Below are 25,516 nucleotides of genomic sequence, written 5' to 3'. Positions count from 1 at the left end.
GCAGGTACGCCCGCCATCTCGTCACCTCTGCGTGGGATGGCCGCTGGTCGGGCGAGATCAGGTGGCGGGCTCGCCGAACCAGCGGGAGAGGTGATCGTCCAGGTCCCGCTGGTCGTCGCCGATCCAGGCGACGTGGCCGTCGGGGCGTAGCAGGACGCACGGAGCATCCAGCGCCGCAGTGGGGTCGGCGAGGTGGTCGACCCGGTCCGACCAGCCGCCGACGCTCAGGCGTTCGGTGCGGTCCAGCAGCAGCCCGCGGCCGCGGTGCAGCAGATCGTAGAGGTGGCCCTGTTTCACCTCGATGTCGCGCAGGCGGCGGCCGAGCAGGTCGGGGCCCTCGCCGAAGTCGTAGCGGACGCCGATCGCGGTGATCTTCTCGATCAGGTGGCGGTTCACCTCGTCGAAGTCCATCAGCTCGGTGAGCAGCCTGCGCACGGCCTGCGCGCCCGGTTCGGTGGAATGCAGTTCCATCTGGGCGCGGGTGTTGTCCAGCACGTCCTCGGCGACCGGATGGCGCTCGGCGTGGTAGGTGTCCAGCAGTGCTTCCGGCGCCCAGCCGCGGAGCTGTGCGGCCAGTTTCCAGCCGAGGTTGAACGCGTCCTGGACACCCAGGTTGAGGCCCTGCCCGCCGGTGGGTGGATGGATGTGCGCCGCGTCGCCGGCCAGCAGCACCCGCCCGACCCGATAACGTTCGGCCAGCCGGGTGGCGTCCCCGAAGCGGGACATCCAGCGCGGAGAGTGCACGCCGAAATCGGTTCCGGCGATGGCGCGCAGCTGTTGCCTGAAATCCTCGAGGGTGGGCGGTTTCGTGCGATCGCTGACTCCCGCGGCGAGGACGACGACGCTGTAGACCCCTTCACCGAAGGGCCTGATCCAGAACCGCTGATGGCTTTGGGCGATTTCGGCCACCTTGGCGGTGATCTCCTCCTGCGGCACGGCCACTCGCATCTCGCCCATCAGCGTCTCGGTGCGTGAGGGCTCGCCGGGGAAGCCGACGCCGAGCCGCTTGCGCACCGTACTGCGCGCGCCGTCACAGCCGACGAGGTAGCGCCCGCGCAGCTGTTCCCCGCCGGCCAGCTCGACGGTCACGCCCTGGTCGTCCTGCTCGAAACCGGCCACCGCACAGCCGCGCCGGACCTGCGCGCCCAGCTCTATCGCGTGTTCTTCGAGCAGGTGGTTGATGACCGGCTGCGGGATGCCCAGCAGGTAGGCGTGCGCCGAATCCAGGCCCTTGGGCGCGGGCTTGTTGATGGCGGCGAAGAATCCGCCGGCGGGACGCTGTCTGGCGTGCGGGCGAATGCGCTCCAGCAGTCCGCGCATCGCCATCAGCTCGATACTGCGGATATGCAGACCGACGATGCGGACGAACGAGACCGGTTCGGCGTCCCTCTCCAGAACCAGGACCCGCACATCGTGCAACCGCAGTTCGGCGGCCAGCATCGCGCCGGTGGGCCCGCAGCCGGCGATGATCACGTCGAACATGAGGGGCGCGCGATCGGCGCCGGAGGCCGGTGACCAGGAAACCGCGGGGACCTCGCCCGCGGGCGAGCCGCGCTCGGCGCTGTGGTTGGACGGCGGCTCGGCGGTGAACTGAGAAGGGCTCATGGTGTTGCCTTTCGGGAGTGCCTTGTCGGCGAGGCGCTCCCGGCGACACCTACCTCGATCGCCCGGCCGTGACGGGAAGGGGGAGCACCCACATTGATACGGCGTTCATGGGGCTCACCTCCTTGGGCGGTGTCACGGTCGAGTGCAAGCTACAAGCCCGGGCGTCATCGCGTCCAATCCTTTTCCCGGCCCGGTGGTCACGGCGCCGAAAGGGGCCGCGCGTTCGCGTGGCAGAATCCGGCGTGGCGGCCCGGCCGGTACCGGCCACGGTCGACGGTTGGACTCTGACCGCCCCGAGGCGGCGGGGTCTTCGATGCCCGCCGCCGCCCGGCGAAGGCAAAGCGAAGGCAAGGCGACTGCGACTGCGGAGAAGTGGGCCGTCCGCGGCGGACGTCAATGAAGGAAAGGGGAGTGCCCGCGCCTTTCCACTCTCAACGTATAGCGCACCGGGGGGCTTGCGGCAAGACCCCGGGCATGCCGCACAATGGCGGGCCGAAGCCGGAACCTGCGGAAACGGGGAGTCGCGTAGTGGGGGTGTCGTTGTCGACGCATGGGTTCGCCGAGGGGACGTCGAGCCGCCGGTGGCATTCGCGGTGCGGTCGCGGGAGTTGGGCGCGCGGGTACGGGGGTGCACGCCGCCGTGGAAGGACATGAGCCGGCGGCCGCCACGGGGCTCGGCGCCAAGCTGAGCGCCGTCCGCCATGGCCGCCCCTTCGAGGTCACATCGGCCCGTACGCCGCGCCGCGCAATGGTCGCCCGGCGACCTTCAGATCGGAGCTTCACCGTGAACCCCTTGACCACCAGCGCGTTCGACCTTCCCGCCCACCTCGCGGCCAAGGCCGACCCGGCGCTGATCGCCCGCGACGAGCGGCACTTCGCGGACATCGCCCGCACCCTCGAGCAGTCGATCGCCGAGCTGTCCGAACGCCTCGACACCGAGCGCAGGTCCCCCGGCGGCCTCGGCCGGCAGGCGCTGGACCGCGACCTGGAGATCCACCGGCTGACCGCGCGCCTGCGCGCGCTGCGCCGCTTCGGCCTGGACCTGTGCCTTGGGCACATCGTCGGCGCCGACGATCCCGAGCCGGTGTACATCGGACGGCTCGGGCTCACCGACCGCGAGGGCCGCCGGCTGCTGCTGGACTGGCGCTCCCCCGCGGCCGAGCCGTTCTTCGGAGCGACCCACGCCAACCCCATGGGTCTGGCCAGCCGCCGCAGATACCGCTGGACCCGCGGCCGCATCAGCGACTACTGGGACGAGGTGTTCACCTCCGAAGGGTTCGACGGGCACGCCGCGCTCGACGACCAGTCCGCCTTCATCGCCAGCCTGGGCGCCGACCGGTCGGCGCGCATGCGCGACGTGCTGGGCACCATCCAGGCCGACCAGGACGCCATCATCCGCGCCGGGTCCAGCGGCGCCCTGGTCGTCGACGGCGGCCCGGGAACCGGCAAGACCGTCGTCGCGCTGCACCGTTCGGCCTACCTGCTCTACTCCGACCCCCGCCTGGGTCACCGCCGGGGCGGGGTGCTGTTCGTCGGCCCGCACCAGCCCTACCTGGCCTACGTCGCCGACGTCCTGCCCAGTCTCGGCGAGGAGGGCGTGCAGACCTGCACCCTGCGCGACCTGGTCGCCGAGGGGGCCGCGGCGGCGGCCGAGACCGATCCGCAGGTGGCCCTGCTGAAGTCGTCGGCGCGGCTGCTGCAGGCGATCGAGCCGGCCGTCAGGTTCTACGAGAACCCGCCTACCACGGGGATGACGGTCACGACCCCCTGGTCGGACATCTGGCTGAGCGCCGAGGACTGGGCCGAGGCGTTCGAGGCGCCCGACCCCGGCACCCCGCACAACCAGGCGCGCGACCAGATCTGGGACCACCTGCTCACCATCCTGGTCGACAAGCACGAGGAGGTGACCCCGGCCGATCTGCTCCGCAGATCCCTCACTCGCGACAGGGAGCTGCTGACGGCCTTCAACCGCGCCTGGCCGCTGATCGAAGCGGCCGACCTGGTCGGAGACCTGTGGACGGTGCCCGCCTACCTGCGCAAATGCGCTCCCTGGCTCAGCATCGAGGAGGTGCGGCGGCTGCAGCGCGACGACGCCCAGGCATGGACGGTGTCCGACCTTCCGCTCCTGGACGCGGCGCGGCAGCGGCTGGGCGACCCGGAGGCCTCACGGCGCAGGCGCCGTCATGAGGCCGCGGTCGCCGCCGAACGCGCGCGCATGGCACAGGTCGTCGACAATCTGCTCGAAGCCGACGACGACGGCGAAGGCGCGGTGACGATGCTCCGCGGCCAGGACCTCCAAGACAGCCTGGTCGACCCGACGGCGCCGCCCGGCACCGACCCCGACCTGCTCGCCGGCCCGTTCGCGCACATCGTGGTGGACGAGGCGCAGGAACTCACCGACGCGGAGTGGCAGATGTTGCTGCTGCGCTGCCCTTCACGCAGCTTCACCATCGTCGGGGACCGCGCGCAGGCCAGGCACGGGTTCACCGAGTCCTGGCAGGAGCGGCTGCGGCGCATCGGCCTGGACCGGATCACCCTGGCCTCGCTGAGCGTGAACTACCGCACGCCGGAAGAGGTCATGGCGCAGGCCGAGCCGGTGATCCGGGCGGTGCTCCCGGACGCCAACGTGCCGGTCTCCATCCGCGGCAGTGGTGTCCCCGTCGTGCACGGGTCGGCCCGCGACCTGGATTCCATCCTCGGTGCCTGGCTCGCCGCGCACGCCGAAGGCATCGCCTGCGTGATCGGCGATCCCACCTTCCAGGCCACGGGCCGCGTCCGCTCGCTGACCCCGGAACTGGCCAAGGGCCTGGAGTTCGACCTGGTCGTCCTCATCGATCCCGAGGACTTCGGCGAAGGCGTCCAAGGGGCGGTCGACCGCTATGTCGCGATGACCCGCGCGACCCGGCAACTGGTCATCCTCACCCACCCCTGACACCGGCCATCCCTTCACCGAACCGGTGCGGGATGCCCGCGCCGCCCCTCGACAGTGCAGGCCTGTCCTCTGGGCTCGCTGGCCCCGCCAAAGGCATCGGTCACGGGACCGTCAGCGGGCGGACGACCCGCGGCGCGGCGGGCGGCGCCCGCGACGGGCCGCCTCGGCGGTGCCACCGGGCACCGCGGGCCTCCCGGGGCTGCCGGTCCTGGCGGTGCCTTGGGGGGCGGCGGTGGCCGGCCAGTGGGCGGGGCGGGCCAGCGGGGACGGCAGCCGGGTGGCGCCGTCGCCTCTGGCGGCGTTGAGCTGGGGCCGGGTGAGGAACAGGCAGCCGGTCAGGTCGGCGCCGCCGAGATCGGCGCCCCGCAGGTCGGCGCCGATCAGGTCGGCCAAGCGGAGGTCGGCGCCGCGCAGGTCGGCGCCGATGAGGTAGGCCCCGCGCAGGTCGGCCGCCCGCAGGTCGGCCCCGCGCAAAGACGCGCCGATCAGGTCGGCTCCCCGGCGGTCCTTGCCGCGGCGCCCGGCGCTCGCGCGCACCAGTTCGCTCGCGCGGGCCAGCAGCGGGCGGATCTTCTGGCGCCGCTCCTCCACGTCCAGCTCCGCCAGGGTCTCGGCGGGCCGGGCCGTGAGCCTTTCCAGGTCGGCAAGGGCCAGGCGGACCTCGTCGTGCACGGGGGCGGCCCGGGGATGTCCCAGCGCCTGGGTGAGGTACCACATCAGCTCGTGCAGCCTCTGCATGACCGGGAAGACCGCGAACATCCGCTCGGCGTCGCCCGGGTCGGCCCGCCAGTCACGTCCGGCGAAGGTGAGCTGGGAGACCTTCTGCCCGGCGCCGAAGCAGTCATAGGCGACGCAGCCCGGGTAGCCGCTGTCGGCGAGCCGGTCGTGGATTCCGCACCCGAAGTCCGGCCGCAGGTTGGCGCACGGCCGGCCTGCCTGCTTGCCGGCCGCGAAGTCCGCCGACGCCGAGAAGGGCAGTGCGACGCAGCACAGTCCGAAACAGCTGCCGCAGTCGCCCTGGAGCAGGGCGAGCGGGCCGCCGTCCACCACTGGGCGGGGGGTGTGTTCTCGTCTGTCGGACACCGTGCGTGTTCTCCTCGTGCGCCGCCGTCACCGCCTTCCGGTACGGCGCTCCCAGGGTACGTCGGACCCGTCCCCGCACCGTCGAGCGCGGTCCCCGCGACCGGTCCCCCCGCGACCGGTCAGTGGTGGCCCGTCAGTGCAGGGGCGGTGTGGTCAGTGGCCGGGGGTCAGGGCGGTCAGGTCCAGGTCGCTCAGGCGGTCGGGGTCGGCCAGGATGTCGATGGCGGCGATCCGCCCGCCGGAGACGGTGAAACTCAGCACCGACGCCGGGCGTCCCTGGACGACGCTGACGACCCCGGCCGTGCCGTTGACCACGGCGGGCAGGATGGTGGCCGTGCCGCCCGACAGCCGGTGGAAGGTGAGCGCCTGCCCGGCGACCGCCTCGGCGCCGCGGACGACGCGCAGCCCGCCGGAGGCGGCGCCGGCGTCGACGCGCAGCACCACGTCGGGGTCCAGGGTGGACAGCAGCGTGGCGAAGTCGCCCTCGTGCGCGGCCGCCAGGAACGCCTCCACCAGCTTGCGCCGGCGCACCGGGTCGTGGTCGGGGACGGGGGTGGCCCCCTGAACCCGGCGGCGGGCGCGGCTGGCAAGCTGCCGGGTCGCCGCCGGCGAGCGGCCCACGATCTCGGCGATCTCCTCGAACGGCACGGCGAACATGTCGTGCAACACGAACGCCAGCCGCTCGGCCGGTCCGAGCGATTCGAGCACCACCAGCAGGGCCAGCCCGACCGCGTCGGCCACCATCACCTGCTGCTCGGGGTCCATGCCATCGGCCGCCGGGGCGACCACCGGGTCGGGCAGGCGCTCCTCCAGCGGATCCTCACGCCGCGAGGTGCGCGAGCGCAGCATGTCCAGGCACACCCGGCCGACGACCGTGGTCAGCCAGCCGCCCAGGTTCTCCACCTCGTCGCCGCCCGAGCGGGCCAGCCGCAGCCAGGCCTCCTGCACCGCGTCGTCGGCCTCGCTCAGGGAGCCCAGCATCCGGTAGGCCACCGCCTTCAGGTGGGCGCGGTGCCCCTCGAACCTGCTCGCCAGCCACTGGTCCTGCCCCATCGGTCACATCCTCTGGTCACGTCCCGTCATGGCTATGACGAACCGGACCGCCCGGGTGTGACGCACCAGCGCGAACCGGTGACCGGCCCGCGCGGTCCCGGCGAGGGGCGGCGGCCACGGTGGAGCGGCCGCCGCGAACGCCCGCACGGGCCCGGACCGGGGACGGCGGATGCCGGTCGATCACTCCAGGTCGAGCGGTGCCGGTCAATCAGAGGCCGGTCGATTGAATGCCGGTCAGTCGGTGCCGGACTCCATCGCGGCGTGGTCGAGCAGCTCCTCGTCGCTGGGCACCTCGCCGCGCGAGGCGATCGCCTCGGCGCCGCCCTCGGACATCGAGCCGATCAGCTCGGTCGGGGCCGCCTGCGCGGTGCCGATCAACGTCGGGTGCTGGCTGCCGACCATGCCGAGCTGGGCGTACTGCTCGAGCTTGGCGCGCGAGTCGGCGATGTCGAGGTTGCGCATGGTCAGCTGCCCGATGCGGTCGACCGGCCCGAACGCGGAGTCCTCGACCCGCTCCATGGACAGCTTGTCGGGGTGGTAGCTGAACGCCGGCCCGGAGGTGTCCAGGATGGAGTAGTCCTCGCCGCGCCGCAGCCGCAGGGTGACCTGGCCGGTGACGGCCATTCCCACCCAGCGCTGCAGCGACTCGCGCAGCATCAGCGACTGCGGGTCCAGCCAGCGGCCCTCGTACAGCAGCCGGCCGAGCTTCCGGCCTTCGGTGTGGTAGCTGGCGAGGGTGTCCTCGTTGTGGATCGCGTTGACCAGCCGCTCGTAGGCCGCGTGCAGCAGCGCCATGCCCGGCGCCTCGTAGATGCCCCGGCTCTTGGCCTCGATCACCCGGTTCTCGATCTGGTCGGACATGCCCAGGCCGTGCCGGCCGCCGATGGCGTTGGCCTCCAGCACCAGGTCGACGGCGGAGGCGAACTCCTTGCCGTTGATCGTCACCGGCCGGCCCTGCTCGAAGCCGATGGTGACGTCCTCGGCGGCGATGTCGACGGCGGGGTCCCAGAACCGCACGCCCATGATGGGGTCGACGATCTCGATGCCGGCGTCCAGGTGCTCCAGCGCCTTGGCCTCGTGGGTCGCGCCCCAGATGTTGGCGTCGGTGGAGTAGGCCTTCTCCGTGCTGTCCCGGTAGGGCAGGCCACGGGCCAGCAGCCACTCCGACATCTCCTTGCGGCCGCCGAGCTCGCTGACGAAGTCGGCGTCCAGCCACGGCTTGTAGATGCGCAGGGAGGGGTTGGTGAGCAGGCCGTAGCGGTAGAACCGCTCGATGTCGTTGCCCTTGAACGTGGAGCCGTCGCCCCAGATCTGCACGTCGTCCTCGAGCATCGCCCGCACCAGCAGCGTGCCGGTGACGGCGCGCCCCAGCGGGGTGGTGTTGAAGTAGGTGCGGCCACCGGTGCGGACGTGGAAGGCCCCGCAGGACAGGGCGGCGAGCCCTTCCTCCACCAGGGCCGCCCGGCAGTCGACCAGACGGGCGATCTCGGCGCCGAACGCCGTGGCGCGCCCGGGCACCGAGGCGATGTCGGGCTCGTCGTACTGGCCGATGTCAGCGGTGTAGGTGCAGGGAACCGCACCCTTCTCGCGCATCCACGCGACCGCTACGGAGGTGTCGAGGCCGCCGGAGAAGGCGATCCCGACACGTTCGCCGACAGGAAGGGAGGTGAGAACCTTGGACACGAGCAGAAGTATATACACACCAATGCATGACCATGCAAAGCCTTCGGTCCGTGTCCCCTCCCCCGGCCCTGCTCGCCACGGCTCCTGCCCGGGTCCGCTCGGGTCCCGCCCGGGGGTGCGGGCAGGGGGTCGAGAACACACCCACGAGATCGTGCGCCGAGCGTCCGAGACTGTCTGTGGCGGCTTGACCTGGAGTTTTGACCCGCCGGCACCTTCGCGGATCGGTTTGCCGATCTTTCTCCGGAGGGTGTCGTGGCGGTCGAGTTCCCGACCGATGAGCTCCGGACAGAGGAATGCACGCCTATTTCGTCAGGGCAACTTGACGTCAGGGTGGCTTGACGCGAGACTTGGGGGCATGTCGACTCCCGACGACCTTGAACGCCATTTCACGCTGCTGACCGCGGTCGCCCGCTATGAGGCGTTGAGGACGCGCGATGCCCTCGCGGCCGCAGATGACGACGACGGTGTGACCGACGCGGTGCCGCTGACAGGTGAGGAGGCCCTGGAGATGCTCGCGCTGAGCGAGGTGATCGCGCGTAAGGCCGTCTACGGACGCCAGCTGTCGGTCCGCTCCGCACGCCGGGCCAGGGCATCGTGGGCCCAGATCGGCGCCGCGCTGGGCACCAGCAAGCAGGCGGCCTGGGAGACCCATAACCGCTGGATCGATGAGCAGGCCAAGCGAGACCACAGCCCGGGGCATTGGGGCTGGGACGACGACGACGTCGCGGCCGCACGAGCCCTGGCGGGCGAGCCGAACGAAGGGGACCAGGCATGACCGCCCCGGCAGGGGCTACCGCCCGGCGTCCTTGGGATACCAGCGCAGTTCGACGGTGTTGCCGTCGGGGTCCCGCACGTAGATCGCCTGCGCGTCTCCGCGCGCGCCGAACCGGCGGACCGGCCCCTCCAGCACGGTGAGGACGCCGGATTCGATCACCTGCCGCCAGTCCACCGGATCCACGACAAGGCAGATGTGGTCCACGTTGGACTCGCCCCGCGGGCGTTCCACCAGGTCGATGATGGTGCCGGCGTCGACTCGCACCGACGGGAACGGCGCCTGGCCCGCCCGCCACGCGGCGACCCGTTCCTGCGCGAGCCCGAGCGTCCCCGAGTAGAACTCCAGTGCCCGCTCGGCATCGCTCACGTTGAGCACCAGATGATCGAAGCCTGTCACGCGCATCGGCGATCTCCTTTTCTGGACGTGCTGATGGATGGTTCACGGCTGGAGGGATCCGGTCTGTTCGCCGGCGGCCGGCGCGTCGCGGGGCACGGCGGGTGAGATCCGCCGGCGGGCGCCGAGCGTGAGCAGCGCCGCGGCCGCCGTCAGCGCCACGCCGAACCAGACGACGCTCGCCATACCCAGGTGATCGGCCAGCAGCCCGCCGAAGAGCGCCCCGAGCGCGATGGAGGTGTTGTAGGCCATGGTGTTGAGCGACATCGCCGCCTCGAAGGCCTCGGGCGCGGCGGCCTGCGTCATGGTGAGCTGGCACAGCTGGACCACGCCGAAGCCGACTCCCCAGGCGATCAGCGAGATGACCGCACCGGCCCGCCAGTGACCGATCGTGAGCAGCGACAGCAGGGACGCCACGAGGCCCGCGCAGCCGGCGATGAACCAGCCCCGGGGGTTCCTGCTCACCACGTGTCCGGCCAGGAGGTTCCCGGCCGCGCCTCCGGCGCCGTAGAGCATCAGCACCACGGTGACGAACAGCGGCGTGGCGGAGGTGCCGTCCTCCAGGTAGGGGCGCACGAAGGTGTAGGCGCCGAAATGGCCGAGCACGAACAGCACGACGGTGCACAGCACCAGGCGCAGCGGCAGGTTCCCGACCGGGAGCGCGAAGACCTCCCGCACCGAGACCGCGTTCGCCGAGGGCAGCGACGGGACCAAGGCGAGGACCGCGACCAGCACCAGCGCGCCCAGGCCGGCCCAGATCAGGAACGTGGTTCGCCAGCCGTTGAGGCTCTCCAGGGCCGTGCCCAGCGGTATGCCCACCACCGTGGCGACCGAGATGCCGGACATCACCACCGCGGCCGCCCTGCTCGCGTGGCGTCCGGGAACAAGGCGCATCGCCATGCTCACGCCGATGGCCCAGAACACGCCGCTGGCGAATCCCATGATCAGCCGGGTCGCCAGGACCAGGGGATAGTTCGGCGCGATGGCGGTGACCAGGTTCCCCAGCGTCAATATCGCCAGCAGGACCGACAGCATGACCCGCCGGTTGACGCGCCTGGTGCCCGCCACGATGAAGGGGACGCCCAGGCCGGCCGAGACGCCGTACAGGGTGACCATCAGCCCGGCGACCCCCACCGATATGCCGAGGCCGGCGCTCACCGGAGTGAGCAGGCCGACGGGCATCAACTCGGTGGTGAGAAACACGAACAGGCTGGCCGTGATCGCCGAGACCCCCAGCCATGATCTCAGGGCCGGATACCGGCCTCCCGCGCGTACGGCGGTCTTCTTCAGGGTTACCGTCATGCGTTCAAGGGTGCGCGACCAGCGATCGATGAGTCCAACACATACTTGTCATAGTGATCGATCGCGATCCATCATGGATGGATGGAGCTGCAGCAGCTGAGGTACGTTCTCGCGGTCGCCGAGACCCGCAACTTCACCCGGGCGGCCGAGCGCTGCCGGGTCGTGCAGTCGGCCCTCAGTCATCAGATCGCCGCTCTGGAACGCGAGCTGGGCGCCCGGCTGTTCGAGCGCACCAGCCGCCGCGTGCGGCTGACACCGGCCGGAGAGGCGTTCCTGCCCGCCGCCCAGGAGTGCCTGGAGGCCGCGGACCGCGCGCGGTCGCACGTCGCCGCCGCCGGCGGGGAGATCCGCGGGCGGCTCGCCGTCGGCGCCATCCCCACGGTGACCGCCGTCGACCTGCCGGCCGCCCTGAAGGACTACCGCCGGCGCCATCCGCGGGTGCGCATCACCCTCACCTCGGCGGGAAGCGACGACCTGATCGAAGGCGTCCGCCAAGGCCGCGTCGACGTCGCCTTCCTCGGCCTGCCGCCCCACACCGAACCGAAGGGCGTCCAAGGCCGCCGGCTCGGCGCGGGAGAACTGGTCGCCGTGGTCGCGCCCGACCACCACCGGGCGGAGCAGGAGGTGGACCTGCGGAGCCTGGCGGAGGAGCCGTTCATCGACTTCCGCGCCGGCGCGGCCGGGCGGGCACAGTCCGACCAGGCCTTCGCGGCCGCGGGGGTGCGGCGCGAGGTCCCCTTCGAGGTGTCCTCCGCCGACTTCATGGTCGAACTGGTAGGGCAGGGCCTCGGCGTCGGCATGCTCCCGGCCGCCTACGCCTCGCGCTTCCCCGACCTGCGCCTCATCCGCCTGCGCGACGCCCCCACCCGGATGGAGCACCTCATCTGGGACAACCGGCCCTCCCCGGCCGCCACGGCCTTCCTGGAGCTGATCCAACAGGGGACCCGACGCGGCACCTGACCGCACCCGGCATCGCCGACGTCCGCCCACACCTCGGCGCGTTGTCTCCTCATTGTCACCGCACTCGATGACCGGCCGTTTTCCTGCTATGCCTCACGCACGCGCGCAAGGACATGCTCGGCCCAGACGTCAGGCGCCTCCAGCGGGCTGAAGTGCCCGGCGTTCTCCAACAGGTGCAGCGTGTGGTCACTGTAGAAGTCGGACAGGTTGTCGCTCCATTCCTGCGGGAACAGCGGGTCCTTGTCGGGCCAGAGAATGGTGATGGGCGTGGAGAACCTGTCCGCGAGATCCGGCTTCTGCTCGTTGGCGTAATAGGTGATGGGGTTCCCCTCCGGGAACCGGAACCACATGATGCCGGCCACGAAAGCGCCCGGGGCGGAGTGGTTCTCGGTCAGATGGTCCAGCAGTTGGCCCACGACGTCGGAGCCGGGAGCCGACCAGTTCACCAGGCTCTCCCTCAGCGCCGCGCGCACGGCATCGGGCCTGCCGTCGATGAGGTCCTCTACCAGCCTCGTCTTGTAGAGGATCGCGTGGAGGAAGGCGTTGACCGCCTTCTCCTCCAGGATCCGACGGCCGACCCCCAGCGCCGGCGGCGCGATCACCACAGATCTGACGAGGTCGGGGCGCTTCACCGCGATCGTCTGGACGGTGAAGCTGCCGATGTCGTATCCGCACAACACCGCGTCGCTGACGCCGAGTTCGTCGATCAGGGCGCTGACGCCGTCCACCTGCCCGGACAGGGCGTAGGCGTTGCCCACGTCCTTCAGGTGCTTGTCCGACCTGCCGAAGCCCCTCAGGTCGGGGACGACGACGTCGGCGAAGGGCGTCAGCAGGGGCAGCAGTTTGGAGTACTCCTTGTTGTCGCCCGGACTGCCGTGTACCAGGACCACCGGCGGCCCTTCTCCGGAACGCAGGTAGTGCAGGCGGAAACCATCGGTCGGCCTGGAGAACGGCATGGTCTGACCCCCGAATTCGTGCGGCCGTACCGGCCCGTGTGGACCGCGGCGCGTTCGCGCCGCCCGCCTGGCCCCAGAGCAAGCGCTCCAACGCTACCTACGAGACGGTTGACCAGCGCCGAGAACACGCCTTGGCCTTCATTCCCCTGTTTCCCCCTTCACCGAGACGTTGCCGAGCCCACAGCTATGGCGACGGCGTCCCGCTCACCGACGGCGTCAAAGGCGCGCACGTGCTCGGGGCCGGCTCTTTGCGCCCGGCGCCGGCGACGGTGACCTCGACCGGGCCCTGCGGCACCGTGGCGGCCGCCGTGCACACGATCTGCTCCACGGCCAGGCGGGACAGTTCGCCGGCCGCAGTGGACAAGGTCACCACCAGGCGGCCGGCCGGTTCGGCGGTCACCGAAAACGGGCCGGCCTGCGGCGGGACGTCGCTGGTCAGTCCGTGCGCCTGTTCCCTCGCGGTCGGCCCGGCCGCCAGCAGCGCGAGGGTGTCGGCCTGGGACAGCCGGCCGCCGGGCCGCGTCACCGCGCTGACCCGGCCGTTCCTCACCAGGTAGAGGGTGACCGCCGTGATCGGCTCGACGGCTCCGCTGGGCGGGTCACCGGCGGGGATGACGTCGCTGGGTTGCACGCCGCACCCGGCCACGGCGACCAGCGACACCAGGACCGCGGCGAGCACGCGGCGCGGAGGCCCGGCCCTCACTCCGGGCCCCGGCGGGAGTCGGGCGCCGGGTCGGGCGCCCGGCGGGGCAGACGCACCGTGAACACCGCGCCGCCGTCGACGGCGTTGACGACGGTCAGGTCGCCCCGGTGCAGGCGCGCGTTCTCCCGCGCGATGGCAAGGCCCAGACCGCTGCCCTCGGACCTGGCCCTGGCCGCGCTGGCCTTGTAGAACCGGTCGAACACGTGCGGCAGCACCGCCTCCTCCAGCCCTGGTCCGTGGTCACGGACCTCCACGGCGATCCAGTGCGGGTCGGCGGACAGCCGCAGAGACACCGGCGGCTCGCCGTGCCGCAGGGCGTTGCCGACCAGGTTGGCCAGGATGACGTCCACTCGGCGCGGGTCCAGCCGCGCCGACACCCCGGACGGGAGCTCAGAGTGCACCGACTCCGACCAGCCCCGTACCCGCAGGGTGGCACGCACCAGCTCGGCCACGTCGACCTGGTTCAGCGCCAGGGCCGCCACGCCGGAGTCGAACCTGCTGATCTCGATGAGGTCGTTGACCAGAGCGGTGAGGTTGAGCGTCTCCTGCCCGACCAGCCGGGCGGCCCTGCCGGCGGGCTCGGGCAGCCCGGCCGCCTCCTCCTCCAGAACGTCGGCGACCGCGGTGAGCGCGGCCAGCGGGGTGCGCAGCTCATGCGACACATCGGCCACGAACCGGCGGGCGTCGGCCTCCATCTCGCGCAACTGCGTGACGTGCCGTTCCAGCTCCGCGGCGGTGTCGTTGAACGTGCGCGCCACCTCCGCCAGCTCGTCGGAGCCGCGCACCGCGATCCTGGCCCGCAGCTCCCCCTCGCCCAGCAGGCGCGCCGCCCGGCCGAGCTCACGCACCGGGCGCAGCACGCCGCGGGTGGCCAGCAACGCCAGCACCACCGCGAACGCCAGGGTCGCCCCACCGGTGCGCCAGGCCCGCGCGGCGAGCTCGTCGATGCTGCGCTGTTCGGCGAGCAGGCTGCGCGCGGCGTAGACCTCGATGCCCGACGGCCGCGCCGGCCGGTCCGGCTCGACGATCAGCAACGGCGTGCCGATGAGCAGCACGGGCGCGCCCCGCCACACCACGCGTTGCCAGGCGACGTCACCGCCGGCCACCGCCCGCCGCAGTGGCGGTGGAATCACCCCCGGATCCAGGATCGGCGCGTCTCCCTCCGGCCTGCCCTCCGGCGGCGGACCGGGCCGCGGCGCCCTCACCCCGGAGTCCGAAAGCGGCGCGTCTCCCACCGGCCCCGGCCGCCCCGGCAGCGGCACGACCGGCGAACGCACCTGGTGGTAGACGGCGACCGCGGAACTGTACTGGTCGGTCACCGCGCGGGCGATCTCGCCGAGCTCGGCCGGGCCCGGCGCCGGGTTCCGCAACGGGAACAGCGCCTGCAGGCGGCTCGTCATGACCTGCACCGCGGCATCCTGGGTGCGCTGGAGGATGTCGTTGCGGGCCTGGACGTAGATCCCGCCGGCCACCGCCGCCGCGGTCACCACACACAGCAGCGCGAAGGCGAACAGCAGCCGGGCACGCAGCCCCAGGGTCGGTCGAGGAGCCACCGGCGGCTCACACCGGCCCGAACCGGTACCCGAACCCACGCACCGTCTGCACATAGACCGGCGCCGCCGAGTCGTCCTCGATCTTCGCACGCAACCGCTGCACACACGCGTCCACCAGACGCGAGTCGCCGAAATACCCGTGCTCCCACACCGACTCCAGCAACTGCTGGCGGCTGTGCACCCGGCCCGGCGTGCCCGACAGCTCCAGCAGCAGGCGCAGTTCGGTCGGGGCGAGGCTGACCGGCACGCCGCGGTTGGTGACCACCAGCCCGGCCCGGTCGATGGTCAGCTCCCCGTGCCGCTCCAGCTCCGCCTGGTCGCGGCCCATTCGCCGCAGCACCGCGCGGATGCGCGCCTCCAGCACCCTGGGCTGCACCGGCTTGACCACGTAGTCGTCCGCGCCCGCCTCCAGCCCGGCCACCACGTCCATGTCGTCGCCGCGCGCGGTCAGCATGATGATCGGCACCTCCCCGGCGGCCCGGATGCGGCGGCAGACCTCGAACCCGTCCATGCCGGGCAGCATCAGATCGAGCACGACGGCGTCGGGAAGGTCGGTGCGCAGCCGGTCCAGCCCCTGCTCGCCGGACTCCACGGCCCGCACCCGGTGCCCGTGCCGGGTCAGGGCCAGTTCAAGGCCCTCCCGCACGGCCGGGTCATCCTCGATCAACAGCACCCGCGACACCCCGCCGAGTTTCACCGCACGCTCCGTAACTCGCCCGCCGGTCGACTCCATCCACTGTCGACCGGCCGTGTCCCCGCCTCGTCCGCGCCGTGTCATGGTCGTGTCACGGTCGCGCCGACGGCGGCCGCCGTCGACCAACCATGACATTCGGCGCACAGCGCGGGCACATTCGGCGCCAATCGTAGTCGTCCATGAACCAACCACACACGATCCCCCCTCGGCCCCGGGACCGGCTGTTCGCCGTGGTCACGCTGGTGCTCGCCGCGCTGCTGCTGCCCGCGGCGTTCGCCCGCCGGCCCGGCCGCGCCCGCGAACTGGCCTGCCGCTGGGCGTTGGGCATGCGGTTCCCCGCCGAGGATCTCACCGGCCTCACCGACGGCGCCATGGCCGCGTTCACCGCGGCGCGCACCGAGGCGCTCTGGCGTCACGGCCAGATCATCGGCCTCACCTCCGGATACCGCGACCCCCTCGTCCAGCAACGGATGTTCGACGAACAGGTGCGCCGCTGCGGCTCCCACCCCTCGCTGCGAACACTCGTGCTCCCACCGGCGCGATCACCCCACGTCAAAGGCATCGCGCTGGACGTGCGCCCCCACGAAGGCGCGCGGTGGCTGGAGCGGCACGGCGCCCGCTACGACCTGTACCGCATCTACGACAACGAGTGGTGGCACTTCGAGCACCGCCCCGAATGCGGCGGCATTCCGCCCCGACGACGCCCCCACCCCGGCGCCGACCACATCGACGACGAGGAGGAACTTGATCGACAATGGAACGGTCAGTGGCGTTAAAGAGCCAAGGCGGGTGGAGCCGCCGCCATCCATCGTTCCGATGTCGTTGGGGCAGACCAAGACCCTCCACGCGGTCGGTGGCCACCAGCCCCAAAGTAGCGCCGTGTGACCACTGCGACGCCCCTGCCGGGGCGCCCTGCCGCACCGGCCGGGGCAAGGTGGCCGTCCAGTACCACACCGCCCGCTTCCGGCTCGTGCCCGCGCTCGCCAAGGCGCTCAACGTCCCCAGCCCGGCCATCCGCAAGCCGGGCACGGCCTGGATCGAGCCGCCCCGCCCGGCCGCGGCCGACGTCGAGCCGGCCGGACACGTGCGGATCGGCTACGCCCGTGCATCCACCGGCCGCCAGTCCCTGGACGCCCAGCTCGACGTGCTCAAGGCCGCCGGCGTCACCCGCGTCTTCGCCGAGAAGATCTCCACCCGCGCCACCACCCGCCCCGAACTCGACAAGGCCGTCACCCCTCGGCCGCGACCGTCCTGCGCATGCTGCGCGACCACGACCAACAGACCGCGATCTGACCCGGTCGGACCCGTCAAGACCCGGGGCGCGGCTGAACGCGGGAGCCATCACAGGAGGATCGCCTCGGCCGCGCGGCGGCAGACCCGGTACAGCGGGTTTCCACCGACGTCCAGCCCTCCACCCACTGTGCGATGGAACGGAATCCGGCGTACCACGTCCTGAAGACCGCAATAGCAAGGGGTCACTGACCTGGGAGAACCCCGTTAACGCCGGATTCCGTGCCAAATCTCTCTGACCCCCGAGCCATAGAAGTTCCGGGCCGTGACAGTAGGGGGTATCACTGGATTTCGCGGTCGAACTTTGCGCGAGATGGCGCCTCATCCTGAGCGGTCGAGTGCGCGGCGGACTCCGGTGCGGTCATGTCGAGCAGCAGCATGGCGTCGTGGTCCGGGTTGCCGGGCTCGGCGACGTAGACCCCGAGGCGCTGGCCGGGGGTGCCTTCCAGGTCCATGGACTGGGCACTGAGAGTGATGGTACCGACATGGGGGTGGTGGAAGGTTTTGTGGACGGGCTTGCGGCCGGACACGTCATAGCGCTCCCAGAGCTTGGCGAAGCCGGGGCTCTTCAGCAGCAGTTCGCCGACGAGGCTGGTCAGGTCGGGCGCGTCCGGCGCGGTGCCGGCCTGGGCGCGCAGCCGGGCGACGCAGCCGCGGATCTGTTTGTCCCAGTCGGGGAACAAGTCGTGGGCGGTGGGGTGCAGGAACAGGTAGCGGGCGAGGTTGCGCTGCTTGGCCGGCCAGTCGGCCAGGCCCGCGTACAGGGCGAGCCCGCCGGGGTTCCAGGCCAGGAGATCCATGCTGCGGCTGATGACGTAGGCGGGGCTGGGGCGCAGCGTCTGCAGCAGCAGCTTCAGGTGGGGGCGCACGGTGCGGCTGGGGGGCGGCGGCGGCTCGGAGGCGTAGTGGGCCGCGCGGGCGGCCAGCTCGCGCAGGTGCTGATGCTCCTCATCATCGAGCTGGAGGGCGCGCGCGAGGGCGTCGATCACCGAGGGGCTGGGCCGGGTCTCCTTGCCGCGCTCCAGGCGGACGTAGTAGTCGATGCTGATGCCCGACAGAGTGGCCAGCTCTTCCCGGCGCAACCCTGGGGTCCGGCGCAGGCCCGTGCCGACGGACAGACCCACCTGCTCGGGGCTGGTCTGGGTACGGCGGGCGCGCAAGAACCGGCCCAGCTCCGTGTCGCTGCTGCTGGCGGTGCGCTGAGGTGCCATGCCTTCAGTCTCACACCGGCCTGACCTGTCATGGTTGCCAGGTGGGGGGCCCTGTCATTACCCCGAACAACCCGGCCTGCCAGCCGCGCCGCTCCCGGGCGAAGGTGGGGGTTGACGGCCCGCCGTGATCCCCGGCTCGCGGTGGCGGGAAGGCGTGGACAGCGGGCGACTGGGTGCAGGACCGAATCGAGTCCTGCAGAACTGGCCCCCGAGCAGCTCGCCAAGCTCGACAGCCTGCCCCCGGCCGCCGGCGGGCACCACAACGCAGCCCAGATGCAGATGATCGAACGCTGACCGGCGCCCGGACCCCGACAGGCCCGAAGGGGGCCTGCACGCTGAGAAAGGACCACCTACCGTGGAGTACACCCGTTTGGGAACGTCAGGGCTGAAGGTCAGCCGCATCGCGCTGGGCTGCATGAGCTTCGGTGACCCGGCCAAGCGGCTGCCGTGGGTGCTTGACGATCACGGCGCCGAGCCGATCTTCCGGCAGGCGGTCGAGTTGGGTATCACGTTCTGGGACACCGCGAACATCTATGGCTTGGGCACCTCGGAGGAGATCGTCGGGCGGGCCTTGAGGAAGTACGTCCACCGCGACGACGTCGTGCTGGCCACCAAGCTGTTCCAGCCGATGCACCAGGGCCCGGGTGGAGCGGGCCTGTCCCGTAAGGCCGTCATGGAGCAGGTCGACGCCTCCCTGCGGCGTCTGGACACTGACTACATCGACCTGTACCAGATCCACCGCTTCGACCCCGAGACCCCGGTCGAGGAGACGATGGAGGCCCTGCACGACGTGGTCAAGGCCGGCAAGGCCCGCTACCTCGGGGCCTCGTCGATGTGGGCCTGGCAGTTCGCCACCATGCAGCACACCGCGCAGGCGGGCGGGTGGACCCGGTTCGTGTCCATGCAGGACCAGTACAGCCTGATCCACCGCGAGGAGGAGCGGGAGATGTTCGGCCTGCTCGCCGCCCAGGGCGTGGGCAGCATCCCCTGGAGCCCGCTGGCGGCCGGGCGGGTCGCGCGTCCCTGGGGGGAGCGGTCGAGCCACCGTGCGCAGGTCGATCCCGTCGTCGACTTCCACGGCCGGCCGCTGTTCCTCGACAGCGACCAGGCCATCGTCGATGCGGTGCAGCGGATCGCGGAGGATCGCGGCGTGCCGATGGCTCAGGTCGCGATGGCCTGGGTGCTGAAGAATCCTGTGGTCTCGGCGCCGATCGTGGGCCCCACCAAGCCCCACCATCTGGCCGCCGCCGCCGCCGCGCTCGACATCCGGCTCACCGACGAGGAGATCCGTTCTCTGGAAGAGCCCTACGTGCCACGCATGCCTACCTACTTCTGAGCCGCCTCATGCCCGGGTGCGACCAGGCATGATCGGCCGGGTCAGCGGTGCCGTATCAGTCAGGAACTCCACCGGCATACGCCGCAAGGTAGGACTGACCGACCGGTAACCAACGCACAGTAATCATTCTGGTACAAATCTCTGTGCGTTCAGCGCTTACCGACATCGAAACGATGGATGGCGGCGACTCCGCTCGTGGCGGTTCGTTAACGCCACTGGTCGTTCCGCTGTCGATCACACCCCGAGGAGCGGATATAGCCCCGGGCTCCGTGCCGTCCGGCCGGGGGGCACGGCGCGGTCGCGGGGCTCACACCGCCGAGGGGGCCCGCGGAGTCGTCTCACGGGCGCGGCCGACCAGCGCCCTGGCGTACACGCGCGGCGGCGCCACAGGGCGCGCGGACGGAACGGGAGACGGCGCGGTCGCCGACCAGTCCCCCGGGCGGCCGTCAAGGTCGGGCCGGAAGGGATGCTCCAGCCGGGTGACCTCCAGGACGCGTTGCAGGATGCCCCGGACGCCCACCAGTCGCAGCGAACCACCGGCGCCCGCCGTCCGCTCGCTCGCCGCGATCATGGCCTCCAGCCCGGTCGAGTCACAGAAGCGCAGGTCAGTGACGTCCAGCGCCAGGTGCGCGTGTCCGCGGCCGATCAAATCCTTGGCGCTCGCGACCAGGATGTCCGCCGTGGCCAGGTCGAGTTCCCCCGTCAGCGCCAGGAGGACGACGGGTGGCCGGTAGGCGATGGACACCTCGAATTGTGCGGCCATCTGTGCCCTTTCATCCGATTCGGGATGTAGGTACGAACGCTACCCGTCCCAGGTCAACCGGCCGGTAACGTCGCCGACCCGCCAACACCCCGGAATGGTCGAGAATCCCTCATCAACACCAGACCGCCGTCAAAAGTGCAAAGCCCCCCAACTTGACGGCCGCACCTGCCCCACTCTTCAAGCGCCCTGGGCCTCAGACCACCGCACCACCGCCCCGGACGCGCCACCCCGGAGACCACCCGGCACCCGGGCCGCGCCGTACCCCCTACCCAGGGGCCCCGCACCGCGCGGCACCCCTGGGATCACGCGGCGCCCCGTCGCCGCACCACGGCCTCACCCGGCGGCCCGCACCGCCCCGCCGTCCGGGTCACGCACCTCGCCACCCCGCGAATCACGCAGCACCAGCACCGCCAGCGCGGTCAACCACGCCATCCCGACCACCAGCGTCAGGCGCTGCAAGAGCCCGCCCACCGCCACCAGCCCGGGATCCTGCGCGAACGCCTTGGACGCCAGCACGAACCCCACCAGGAACACCACCGCCGACGCGGCGCTGTAGACGGCGAACCACCGATGCCCCGATTTGGCGAACCGGTAACAGGCCACCAGAGCCGCCACCGGCAACCCCAGGAACACCGGAGTCCCGAACACACCGTGCAACGTCCCGTGGATCGTCGCCGCCGCCCCCTGCGGCACCGCCGGCGTCCCCGGCGGATATCCACTCCACGGATCGGTGGTGAACAGCGCCGAACCCACCAGACCCAATCCGGCCAGCGCGACCAGCAACGGCACCCATAGGCCGCCCCCGTAAAGCCGCATCGCCGGCCGCAGGGCGAACGCGAACACCAGCAACGACAGACCCACCATCAGGAAGTCCGCCACCTGGATCCACCCCAGTTCGCCGATGGCCAGCGAACTCACCGGATGCCGCAGCGCGCTGTACCCCTCAGGGCGGAGCACCGACCCCTCCAGCAGCCACACCGCCACGAACAGCGGCGGCCCGACCACTCCGAACGCCACCAGCTCCCGCCGAACCGCCCCACCGGAACGCCGCGCACTCGCACCGGACTCACCAAGAGCCATCCCGTCGCTCCAATCGTCGGCCTGACCCGGAATTGCAACGTACGGCCAACGCGATCGAAGCGCCAGATGCTCGATTGACCTTCAATGGGAAAAGGGCGGTCGAACCGCCGGGGCGCGCGTTCAGGCGCTAGTGGAACTTCCCTTTTGCCCCGCCTCTGGCCTTCTCTCCAGCCTTGGCCGGTTTGCCAGGAATGGCGGAAATACCCGGAATACCAGGCCTATCGGGCTTGCGCGCGGAGCCCTTGCCTTTCGCGCCGCCGCCCTTTCCCCCCTCACCCTTCCCCTTACCGGACCCCTTCTCCTTCCCGGCCCCTTTCCCCCCACCAGGCCCCTTCGCCTCACCGTGCTTCTTCGCCCGCCCGGCGCCGGACGGACCTCCCGGCGCCTTCTTCACCGACCGCACCCCCTCCGGCCGTCCCCCGCCCAAGAGGGACACCGCCTCCGGGCGCGCCGCCCCGCCCCGCGAGCCCGCACTCCCACGCCCCCCCGGCGCACGACCGGCCCCCTCCCCCGTCCGATCCGCAACCCGCTCGCCGCCGATGCCACGCTCCTCCGCGACAGGCCGGGACGGCGCCACCGTCACCCGCACCGCCTCCGGCGCCGCCGCCATCCCCTGATCGACCGCAGGACGCAGATAGGCCAGCCCTCCGACGACCAGCCCGCCCAGCAACAGCGTGGCACCCGCCGCGGCGAACAGGCGGCGCGGCGCCGGCAGGGAGACCGCCTCCGGCGACAAGGCCCGGCCGGCCATCGCCATGGGCCGCGACAGCCCCCCAGGACCGGACACCACACCCGTCCCCGACGTCGAGACCCGCACCGGACCCGCGCCCGCCTCCGGGATCGGCATCCGGGCCGACACGGCGGTCGGCACCCCCACCGGCTCCGTCGCACGACCGGACGCGACCTCGCCCAGCAGGCGGACCACCTCGGGCGCCCGCATCCGGACCGCCGGGTCCTTCACCAGCAGCCCCTCGATCACCGGAGCCAGCGCCCCCGCGCTCTGGAACGGCGCCGCCTCCTGGTACAGCACCGCGGCCAGCGTCGCCAGCATGTGCCCCCGCTGGAACGGCGACCTGCCCTCGACCGCGAAGTACAACGTCACACCGAGCGACCACAGGTCCGACGCCCGCTCGGCCCGCCCCCCGAGCGCGCGCTCCGGGGCGATGAACGCCGGCGTCCCCACCAGCGTCCCGGTCCTGGTCACCGGCGAGTCCTCCTCCAGCGTCGCGATGCCGAAGTCGGTCAGCACCGCGTTGCCGTCCGCCGTCACCAGCACGTTGTCCGGCTTGACGTCCCGATGCAGCACCCCCGCCTCGTGCGCGGCCGTCAGCGCCGCCAGCACCTGCAGGCCGATCTCGGCGACCCGCCCCGGCGGCAGCGCGCCGTCCTCACGGACGATCGCCCCGAGCGTCCGCGAGGGCACCAGCTGCATCACGATCCACGGATGGCCGTCGTCCTCGAAGACGTCATAGACGGCCGCGACGCCCGGATGGCTCAGCCGCCCGGCCGCCCGCGCCTCGCGGAAGGTCCGCGTCGTGAAGATCTCCCGCTCCGGCTGGGTCAGCTCCGCCGACCCGAGCAGCTCTTTGACCGCCACCTCGCGGAGCAGCAGCTCGTCCACGGCGCGCCACACGACTCCCATGCCACCCTGCCCAAGGGGTTCCAGGAGCCGGTAACGTCCCGCGACCACACGTCCGGAGCTACAAGTATCGGCCATGAGCCCATCGCTACCCCAATAGGGCGCGCACACTCACCACAACATCACAACAGCCTCGCAACACTATTGATCACCGTGAACACCGTGACGCCCGCGCCCTCCCCGCAGGTCACGAATATTGATCGTTCCCGCAGGCCCAGGTGATTTCCCCCGCACAACACGCCGACGGGACGCACCTGTCGCGTGAATGCGCCGGCGCCGCCACCCAGGAGTCGCAAGGGTCGGTTCGTCGTTGCGGGTTGATTGTTTCGGGAAATTTATTGGTGGCTGCACATATCCAGCGCCTTTACATTGTAGATCAAAGTGCTGCCGGGAAGTCGTGGCCAGTTCTGAACGGCACGGGGGCCGATGGCCGGCCACCGATCGGAGAACTCCATCAGCACCCCGGCCGGCGGATGTCACTTCCCTGCCGTGCCGGGCCGCCCGCCGGTGGACTCCTGATAGATGTCCGCGTAGGTGCGCGAGTCCTTGATCAGCTCGTCGCAGAAGGCGGCGACATCGTCGCCGATGAGCTCCAGGACTCCCCTGCCGGCCGCGACGCCCTCCTGGAAGAAGTCGAGGATGCCGGAGAACAGGGATCCGTCGGTCAGGTCGAACGCTCCGACCTTGAACAGGTACCTCTGGATCTCCTTGTAGACGATCCGATAGTCGGGCGGGAGCGCTTTGACCCGGGCCATGTGCGCCCGCCATTGCCTCTTGCCCTCGATGATGTCGTGGATGCCCACGTCAGCCTCCCAGCCGGCCCAGTTTCCTGGCGATCTTCCTGTTCAACCGCTCGCGCCACCGGTCGCGATAGCTCCGAGCCCCCTGCCCGCCCGCCAGGGCCGCGCAGAAGCCCTGGATGTCCTCACCCAGCACCTCGTGAATGCTCTGCCCATCGGCCGCCGTCTCTTCGAGCAGCCCCAGAGCACCGTCGAGAATCGGCATCAGGTTCCGGCCGGTGAAGTCCCCATAGGGGAATAGATGGCACTTGATCTGTTCCCACGCCGCCCGGTAGTCGGCCGGCAACCCCTCGGCCCGGGCTTCGAAGGCCTTCCATTCCCTGGTCAGATCGCTGCCCGTCATGGTCTCCCAGAGGTTCATCTCCCGCCCTCTCTGAGCTTGTCGATCCGCGATGTGATGTACTCCCACTTCGCCCAGAAGGTCGCGAGCTCCGCGCGCCCCGCGTCGTTGAGTGCGAAGAACTTGCGCGGCGGCCCCAGCTCGGACGGTCGTTTCGCCACCTCGACGAGCCCGTTCTTCTCCAGGCGCAACAGGATGGTGTAGACGGTCCCCTCGATGACGTCGGCGAAGCCGAGTTCGTTCAGCCGGCGCGTGATGGCGTACCCGTAGGTCTCCTCGCTGTCGATGATCTCGAGCACGCAGCCCTCGAGCGTGCCCTTCAGCATCTCGGTCAGGTCGTCCACCGTGAGTCCTCTTCGGTATCCAGTACTCGGTACTACCAAGTACCACTACAACGTACCACAGAGTAGTGAACCGGCAAGGCCTTGATCTCCGGGTGTGCTCGCAGGCGGCCGTCGGCCGGGCCGGGCACTCCGGCGCGCGCAGGCCGCCCGGCGCCGATCCGCCCGGCGGTGCCCCCCGGGCGCACGCCTGCGGGCGCCGCGCCCGCCATCGGACGCGACGCCCGCAAGGGGTCAGGTGGAGGTGGGGTCAGACCCTCTGCCACAGGGCCGGGACCTTCGGCGGCTCCCAGCCCACCAGTGCCGTGTGCGCCTGGAGGCAGCGGTACCGCAGGCCGTCGTAGGTCACCTGGGCGCCCACCGCGTACGCGGTGCCGGCCGCCCACGTGCCGCCCGGCGCGGGAGTCGTCGGAGTCGGGGTGGGAGTGGGCGTCGGCGTGCGGGTCGGCGTGGGCGTCGGGGTCGGGGTCGGGGTCGGGGTCGGCTGCGGGTTGCCGCCGCCGCCGATCTGCAGGTCGACGCAGGAGTAGAACGCGTTCACCGTGTCGGCGATGTTCCAGATGGCCAGGACCTTCTGCCTGCCGCTGAAGCCGGACAGGCTCACGGTGTGCGAGACGGTCGCCCCCGGCTGCCGGCCCCCGTCGTCGAACACCGCCACCCGGGTGTTGCCGATGTAGTACTCCCAGGTGCTGGTGGCGTGGCGGGCGGTGAGCACCCAGTTGAAGGTGACCGTGGAGCCGACGGAGGTCGCCGGCCACGACTTGCCGTCGTCGCTGAGCTGGGCGAAGCGCGCGACCCCGCCGTGACAGTTGCGCTGCCCCTTCGGGCCTTCGACGCTCTGCGGCTCGTAGATGATGTCGCCGCAGCCGGTGACTCGTCCCTGGGCGCACATGGCCTGCCGGCTCGGCGGCGAGTTCACGTACCCGTGGGCCAGGGCGGGCGAGGCGGCGAACACCGTGATCCCGGCCGTCATCAACGCCGTGACCACCACCAAGATCGTTCTTCGCATGCCGGACTCCTTCGC

General features: G+C 71.3%; 24 protein-coding genes. 6 read left to right on the top strand and 18 right to left on the bottom strand.

The window, feature by feature from the left end; genetic code table 11:
* Positions 1-57: 57 nt before the first annotated feature.
* Positions 58-1,482, bottom strand: a complete 1,425-nt coding sequence (gene rox / locus ACFQSB_RS20150; protein ID WP_380828368.1) for a rifampin monooxygenase — start codon at positions 1,480-1,482, stop codon at positions 58-60.
* Positions 1,483-2,389: 907 nt separating this feature from the next.
* On the opposite strand from rox, the gene helR reads away from it, so the two are divergent.
* On the top strand, positions 2,390-4,537 hold the full coding sequence (helR, locus tag ACFQSB_RS20145; RefSeq protein ID WP_380828326.1) for an RNA polymerase recycling motor ATPase HelR: 2,148 nt from the start codon (positions 2,390-2,392) through the stop codon (positions 4,535-4,537).
* A gap of 111 nt (positions 4,538-4,648) precedes the next feature.
* Here the strand turns inward: helR and ACFQSB_RS20140 are convergent, their stop codons facing one another.
* From ACFQSB_RS20140 to argG, 3 genes are all read right to left on the bottom strand, one after another.
* Positions 4,649-5,620, bottom strand: coding sequence for a pentapeptide repeat-containing protein (locus ACFQSB_RS20140; protein WP_380828324.1), 972 nt, complete (start codon positions 5,618-5,620; stop codon positions 4,649-4,651).
* Between the two features lie 153 nt (positions 5,621-5,773).
* Complete coding sequence (sigJ, locus tag ACFQSB_RS20135; RefSeq protein WP_380828321.1) at positions 5,774-6,673, bottom strand: RNA polymerase sigma factor SigJ; 900 nt, start codon at positions 6,671-6,673, stop codon at positions 5,774-5,776.
* Between the two features lie 234 nt (positions 6,674-6,907).
* On the bottom strand, positions 6,908-8,356 hold the full coding sequence (gene argG, locus ACFQSB_RS20130; protein WP_380828318.1) for an argininosuccinate synthase: 1,449 nt from the start codon (positions 8,354-8,356) through the stop codon (positions 6,908-6,910).
* 355 nt (positions 8,357-8,711) lie between these two features.
* Between argG and ACFQSB_RS20125 the strand changes: the two genes are divergently transcribed.
* Positions 8,712-9,131: a hypothetical protein gene (locus ACFQSB_RS20125; protein WP_380828316.1), complete on the top strand. Its 420-nt coding sequence runs from the start codon at positions 8,712-8,714 to the stop codon at positions 9,129-9,131.
* Positions 9,132-9,146: 15 nt separating this feature from the next.
* Here ACFQSB_RS20125 and ACFQSB_RS20120 read toward each other — a convergent pair whose 3' ends face one another.
* Both ACFQSB_RS20120 and ACFQSB_RS20115 read right to left on the bottom strand, forming a co-directional pair.
* Positions 9,147-9,533, bottom strand: a complete 387-nt coding sequence (locus ACFQSB_RS20120) for a VOC family protein (protein WP_380828314.1) — start codon at positions 9,531-9,533, stop codon at positions 9,147-9,149.
* A 36-nt stretch (positions 9,534-9,569) separates the two neighbouring features.
* Entirely contained in the window at positions 9,570-10,826 is a 1,257-nt protein-coding gene (locus tag ACFQSB_RS20115; protein ID WP_380828312.1) for an MFS transporter, read from the bottom strand.
* An 81-nt stretch (positions 10,827-10,907) separates the two neighbouring features.
* Between ACFQSB_RS20115 and ACFQSB_RS20110 the strand changes: the two genes are divergently transcribed.
* A complete protein-coding gene (locus tag ACFQSB_RS20110; protein WP_380828310.1) occupies positions 10,908-11,786 on the top strand; it encodes a LysR family transcriptional regulator in 879 nt (292 codons plus the stop codon).
* A gap of 86 nt (positions 11,787-11,872) precedes the next feature.
* Here the strand turns inward: ACFQSB_RS20110 and ACFQSB_RS20105 are convergent, their stop codons facing one another.
* From ACFQSB_RS20105 to ACFQSB_RS20090, 4 genes are all read right to left on the bottom strand, one after another.
* Entirely contained in the window at positions 11,873-12,742 is an 870-nt protein-coding gene (locus ACFQSB_RS20105) for an alpha/beta fold hydrolase (RefSeq protein WP_380828308.1), read from the bottom strand.
* A gap of 184 nt (positions 12,743-12,926) precedes the next feature.
* Positions 12,927-13,421, bottom strand: coding sequence for a GerMN domain-containing protein (locus ACFQSB_RS20100; protein ID WP_380828306.1), 495 nt, complete (start codon positions 13,419-13,421; stop codon positions 12,927-12,929).
* Positions 13,422-13,441: 20 nt separating this feature from the next.
* Positions 13,442-14,998 carry an ATP-binding protein gene (locus tag ACFQSB_RS20095; protein WP_380828304.1) on the bottom strand — a complete coding sequence of 519 codons (1,557 nt, stop codon included), beginning with the start codon at positions 14,996-14,998 and terminating at the stop codon, positions 13,442-13,444.
* Positions 14,999-15,005: 7 nt separating this feature from the next.
* Positions 15,006-15,680 carry a response regulator transcription factor gene (locus tag ACFQSB_RS20090; protein ID WP_354852627.1) on the bottom strand — a complete coding sequence of 225 codons (675 nt, stop codon included), beginning with the start codon at positions 15,678-15,680 and terminating at the stop codon, positions 15,006-15,008.
* 191 nt (positions 15,681-15,871) lie between these two features.
* Here ACFQSB_RS20090 and vanY-N point away from each other — a divergent pair, with 191 nt between their 5' ends.
* Both vanY-N and ACFQSB_RS20080 read left to right on the top strand, forming a co-directional pair.
* On the top strand, positions 15,872-16,468 hold the full coding sequence (gene vanY-N, locus ACFQSB_RS20085; protein WP_380828302.1) for a D,D-peptidase/D,D-carboxypeptidase VanY-N: 597 nt from the start codon (positions 15,872-15,874) through the stop codon (positions 16,466-16,468).
* Between the two features lie 77 nt (positions 16,469-16,545).
* Positions 16,546-17,148, top strand: coding sequence for a zinc finger domain-containing protein (locus ACFQSB_RS20080; protein WP_380828300.1), 603 nt, complete (start codon positions 16,546-16,548; stop codon positions 17,146-17,148).
* 115 nt (positions 17,149-17,263) lie between these two features.
* Here ACFQSB_RS20080 and ACFQSB_RS20075 read toward each other — a convergent pair whose 3' ends face one another.
* Positions 17,264-18,193 (bottom strand): helix-turn-helix transcriptional regulator, encoded by a 930-nt coding sequence (locus ACFQSB_RS20075; RefSeq protein ID WP_380828298.1) that lies wholly within the window; start codon positions 18,191-18,193, stop codon positions 17,264-17,266.
* Between the two features lie 355 nt (positions 18,194-18,548).
* Here ACFQSB_RS20075 and ACFQSB_RS20070 point away from each other — a divergent pair, with 355 nt between their 5' ends.
* Positions 18,549-19,529 (top strand): aldo/keto reductase, encoded by a 981-nt coding sequence (locus ACFQSB_RS20070; protein ID WP_380828296.1) that lies wholly within the window; start codon positions 18,549-18,551, stop codon positions 19,527-19,529.
* 307 nt (positions 19,530-19,836) lie between these two features.
* Here the strand turns inward: ACFQSB_RS20070 and ACFQSB_RS20065 are convergent, their stop codons facing one another.
* The 7 genes from ACFQSB_RS20065 to ACFQSB_RS20035 all read right to left on the bottom strand — a co-directional run bounded on the left by ACFQSB_RS20065 (position 19,837) and on the right by ACFQSB_RS20035 (position 25,501).
* On the bottom strand, positions 19,837-20,292 hold the full coding sequence (locus ACFQSB_RS20065) for an STAS domain-containing protein (protein WP_380828294.1): 456 nt from the start codon (positions 20,290-20,292) through the stop codon (positions 19,837-19,839).
* A gap of 333 nt (positions 20,293-20,625) precedes the next feature.
* Positions 20,626-21,309 (bottom strand): DUF998 domain-containing protein, encoded by a 684-nt coding sequence (locus ACFQSB_RS20060; protein WP_380828292.1) that lies wholly within the window; start codon positions 21,307-21,309, stop codon positions 20,626-20,628.
* A 190-nt stretch (positions 21,310-21,499) separates the two neighbouring features.
* Positions 21,500-23,089 carry a serine/threonine-protein kinase gene (locus tag ACFQSB_RS20055; RefSeq protein WP_380828289.1) on the bottom strand — a complete coding sequence of 530 codons (1,590 nt, stop codon included), beginning with the start codon at positions 23,087-23,089 and terminating at the stop codon, positions 21,500-21,502.
* 398 nt (positions 23,090-23,487) lie between these two features.
* A complete protein-coding gene (locus ACFQSB_RS20050) occupies positions 23,488-23,814 on the bottom strand; it encodes a DUF1048 domain-containing protein (RefSeq protein ID WP_380828287.1) in 327 nt (108 codons plus the stop codon).
* Between the two features lies 1 nt (position 23,815).
* A complete protein-coding gene (locus ACFQSB_RS20045; RefSeq protein ID WP_380828285.1) occupies positions 23,816-24,172 on the bottom strand; it encodes a DUF1048 domain-containing protein in 357 nt (118 codons plus the stop codon).
* A complete protein-coding gene (locus ACFQSB_RS20040) occupies positions 24,169-24,495 on the bottom strand; it encodes a PadR family transcriptional regulator (protein WP_354852640.1) in 327 nt (108 codons plus the stop codon). The genes ACFQSB_RS20045 and ACFQSB_RS20040 overlap by 4 nt, the downstream gene beginning before the upstream one ends.
* A 247-nt stretch (positions 24,496-24,742) precedes the next feature.
* Positions 24,743-25,501: a lytic polysaccharide monooxygenase gene (locus ACFQSB_RS20035; protein WP_380828284.1), complete on the bottom strand. Its 759-nt coding sequence runs from the start codon at positions 25,499-25,501 to the stop codon at positions 24,743-24,745.
* Positions 25,502-25,516: the final 15 nt, after the last annotated feature.

Origin of the sequence: Sphaerisporangium rhizosphaerae (assembly GCF_042665155.1) — a bacterium.
Classification (GTDB): Bacteria; Actinomycetota; Actinomycetes; order Streptosporangiales; family Streptosporangiaceae; genus Sphaerisporangium; species Sphaerisporangium rhizosphaerae.
Note: the sequence above shows the minus strand (reverse complement) of the source record. Positions and strands in the feature narration are given on the sequence as shown.

Coding starts and splice junctions, on each gene's coding strand:
- ACFQSB_RS20045 (WP_380828285.1), bottom strand. CDS start 24,172: ATGAACCTCTGGGAGACCATGACGGGCAGCGATCTGACCAGGGAATGG.
- ACFQSB_RS20075 (WP_380828298.1), bottom strand. CDS start 18,193: ATGGCACCTCAGCGCACCGCCAGCAGCAGCGACACGGAGCTGGGCCGG.
- ACFQSB_RS20115 (WP_380828312.1), bottom strand. CDS start 10,826: ATGACGGTAACCCTGAAGAAGACCGCCGTACGCGCGGGAGGCCGGTAT.
- vanY-N (WP_380828302.1), top strand. CDS start 15,872: ATGAACCAACCACACACGATCCCCCCTCGGCCCCGGGACCGGCTGTTC.
- ACFQSB_RS20120 (WP_380828314.1), bottom strand. CDS start 9,533: ATGCGCGTGACAGGCTTCGATCATCTGGTGCTCAACGTGAGCGATGCC.
- ACFQSB_RS20055 (WP_380828289.1), bottom strand. CDS start 23,089: ATGGCCGATACTTGTAGCTCCGGACGTGTGGTCGCGGGACGTTACCGG.
- ACFQSB_RS20125 (WP_380828316.1), top strand. CDS start 8,712: ATGTCGACTCCCGACGACCTTGAACGCCATTTCACGCTGCTGACCGCG.
- ACFQSB_RS20110 (WP_380828310.1), top strand. CDS start 10,908: ATGGAGCTGCAGCAGCTGAGGTACGTTCTCGCGGTCGCCGAGACCCGC.
- ACFQSB_RS20105 (WP_380828308.1), bottom strand. CDS start 12,742: ATGCCGTTCTCCAGGCCGACCGATGGTTTCCGCCTGCACTACCTGCGT.
- sigJ (WP_380828321.1), bottom strand. CDS start 6,673: ATGGGGCAGGACCAGTGGCTGGCGAGCAGGTTCGAGGGGCACCGCGCC.
- ACFQSB_RS20035 (WP_380828284.1), bottom strand. CDS start 25,501: ATGCGAAGAACGATCTTGGTGGTGGTCACGGCGTTGATGACGGCCGGG.
- rox (WP_380828368.1), bottom strand. CDS start 1,482: ATGTTCGACGTGATCATCGCCGGCTGCGGGCCCACCGGCGCGATGCTG.
- ACFQSB_RS20065 (WP_380828294.1), bottom strand. CDS start 20,292: ATGGCCGCACAATTCGAGGTGTCCATCGCCTACCGGCCACCCGTCGTC.